A 2,560-nucleotide genomic window follows, 5' to 3' on the forward strand; every position below is an offset into this window, starting at 1 on the left:
CGGCACCACCGCGAATGTCGGCGCCGTCGCGGCCGCGGCGGAGGAGCTTGCCGCCTCGGTGGCCGAGATCACGCGGCAGGTGGCCGAAAGCGCGCGCAGCGCCGCGGATGCGGCCGCCGCCGCCAGGGCGTCCGACGGCACCGTGGCCGGGCTGGCGGAGGCGGCGGCGCGGATCGGCGACGTGGTGCGGCTGATCAGCGACATCGCCGGCCAGACCAACCTTCTCGCGCTGAACGCGACGATCGAGGCGGCGCGCGCCGGCGAGGCCGGCAAGGGCTTCGCGGTGGTGGCCGGCGAGGTGAAGAGCCTCGCGGCCCAGACCGCCAAGGCGACGGAGGAGATCGCCGCCCAGATCGGCACGATGCGCAGCGCGACGGATGGCGCGGTCGCGGCGGTGCGCGGCATCGCCGGCGCGGTCGCCCGCATGGAGGAAGTCACCGGCGCGATCGCCGCAGCGGTGGAGCAGCAGGGTGCCGCCACGCGGGAGATCGCGCGCAACGCGGCCGAGGCCGCGGCGGGCACCGAGGAAGCCTCCGCCGACATCGCCCGGCTCAGCGAGGATGTCGCCGCCAGCGCCGAGAGCATCAAGCGGGTGCGCGAGGCCGCCTCGGTCGTAGGCGCCGAGGGCGAGACGCTGCGGCACGAGGTCGCGGGCTTCGCAGCCCAGCTCCGCGCCGCCTGAGCCCGGCTAGGCCGCCCCCCCGGGTCACGTTCCGATACCGTAGCGGGGCTTTTCCCGGTCCATGGGCGGGGCCACCTTGGCCGACATGACGCCCCTGACCCGCCGCGCCGCCCTCCAGGCCGCCGCCGCCGCCGCCGCGGCCGGCGCGCTGACCCCCGAAGCCAATGCCCAGGCGATCGCCTCGACCGCCGCCGCGGCGGAACGCCCGCTGTTCGGGGCGACGCTCCGCACCCTGCCCAACGGGCTGCGCGTCGCCTTCGTGGAAAGCCGCCGCGCCCCCGTGGTCGCGCAATACGCCTATGTCAGCGCCGGCGGCGCCGAGGATCCGGCCGGCCGGTCCGGCGTGGCCCACTTCCTCGAGCACATGATGTTCAAGGGCAGCCCGCGCGTGGCCTCCGGCGAGTTCTCGCGCCGCGTGGCGCGGGAAGGCGGCAACGACAACGCCTTCACCTCGCGCGACGTCACCGCCTATTTCCAGCATGTCGAGGCCGGGCGGCTCGACCTGATCGCGATGATGGAGGCCGACCGCTTCCTGTCGCCGAAGATCCCGGCCGACGAGGTCGAGAGCGAAAGGCTGGTCGTGCTGGAGGAGCGCGCGCAGCGCACCGGATCCAGCCCCCGCGCGCTGTTCTTCGAAGGCTACCAGGCGGCGATGTGGGGCGCGCAGCATTGGCACGGACGCCCGATCATCGGCTGGGAGGACGAGATCCGCGCGATCACGCGCGACGACCTCGCGAACTTCTTCCGGGCCCGCTACACCGCCGGCAACACCGTGCTGGTGGTCACCGGCGCCGTCGCGCCGGACGCCTTCTGGCGCACGGTCGAGGAGCACTGGGGGAAGCTGCCGGTCGGCCTCGCCGTGCCGCGCGACCGCACGCCGCCGCCGCCGGCCCCGCCGACGCCACGCTACGTCCGAAACGACCCGCGGCTGCGGGGCGAGGCGACCTTCGTGCGGTCCTGGCAGGCGCCCTCTGCCACCGATGGCGAGACGCGGCACGGCGAGCCGCTGGAGGTGCTGCGGCACGTGCTCGGCGGCGGGCCCGGCTCGCGCCTGCATCGCGCGCTGGTGGAAGGCGGCCTCGCCGTGTCGGCCGGGGCCTCCTACGATTCCGACGTGGCGGGCTGGACCGATCTCGACATCTCGGCGACCCCGCGCCGCGAGGTGGAACCCGCGCGCGTCGAGGAGGCCACGGCCGCCGTCGTGAAGCGCCTGCTCGACGAGGGCGGCCCGACGGAGGCGGAGGTGCAGCGCTCCATCCGCCAGATGACCTCCGGCGCGCTGCTCGCGCTCGACGGTCTCGGCGCGGCGCCGCGCATGATCGGCAACGCGTTGGCGATCGGCCTGCCGCTCGACAGCGTCGAGTTCTGGCCGCGACGGCTGCGCGCCGTGACGCGCGAGCAGGTGGCGGAGGCCGCGCGCCACGTCCTCGGCGGCATGCCGAGCGGCAGCGGCTGGCTGCTGCCCGACGGCGTCGCGGCGCCGGCCGAGGTGCGGGTATGAGCACCAGCTTTCGGCTCGACATCCAGCAGGTCACGGCGGGCAACCGCTCAGCCTGGCTCATCGAGGACCAGTCGGTCCCCGTCGTCTCCATCGCCTGGGGCTGGCGCGGCGGTGCGGCGCTGGACCCGGATGCGCATGCCGGCGCGCTGTCCATGGGTGCCGCGCTGCTGATGGAAGGCGCCGGCACGCTCGATAACGTCGCCTTCGCCGATGCGCTGCGGGACGAGGCGATCGGGCTTGGCTTCGATGCGCAGCGCGACGGCTTCGAGGGCAGCCTGCGCGCGCTGCGCAGCGCGCTGCCGGAAGCGGTGCGGCTGGCCAACCTGGCGATGCGCGCGCCGCGCTTCGATGCCGCGGCGGTGACGCGCGTCCGCGCG

General features: G+C 75.4%; 2 protein-coding genes and 1 pseudogene. All 3 read left to right on the plus strand.

Features of this window, described 5'->3' with window-relative positions; all coding sequences use genetic code 11:
- Positions 1-682 (plus strand): methyl-accepting chemotaxis protein (locus L2I40_RS21795; RefSeq protein ID WP_237217354.1); only part of this gene is annotated, 682 nt, incomplete at its 5' end.
- A gap of 85 nt (positions 683-767) precedes the next feature.
- On the plus strand, positions 768-2,183 hold the full coding sequence (locus L2I40_RS21800) for a M16 family metallopeptidase (protein ID WP_237217356.1): 1,416 nt from the start codon (positions 768-770) through the stop codon (positions 2,181-2,183).
- Positions 2,180-2,560: pseudogene (locus L2I40_RS21805) on the plus strand (M16 family metallopeptidase); the annotation flags it as partial. The gene L2I40_RS21800 and the pseudogene L2I40_RS21805, both read left to right, overlap by 4 nt.

It is taken from the genome of Falsiroseomonas oryziterrae (assembly GCF_021864505.1).
GTDB classification, from domain to species: domain Bacteria; phylum Pseudomonadota; class Alphaproteobacteria; order Acetobacterales; family Acetobacteraceae; genus Falsiroseomonas; species Falsiroseomonas oryziterrae.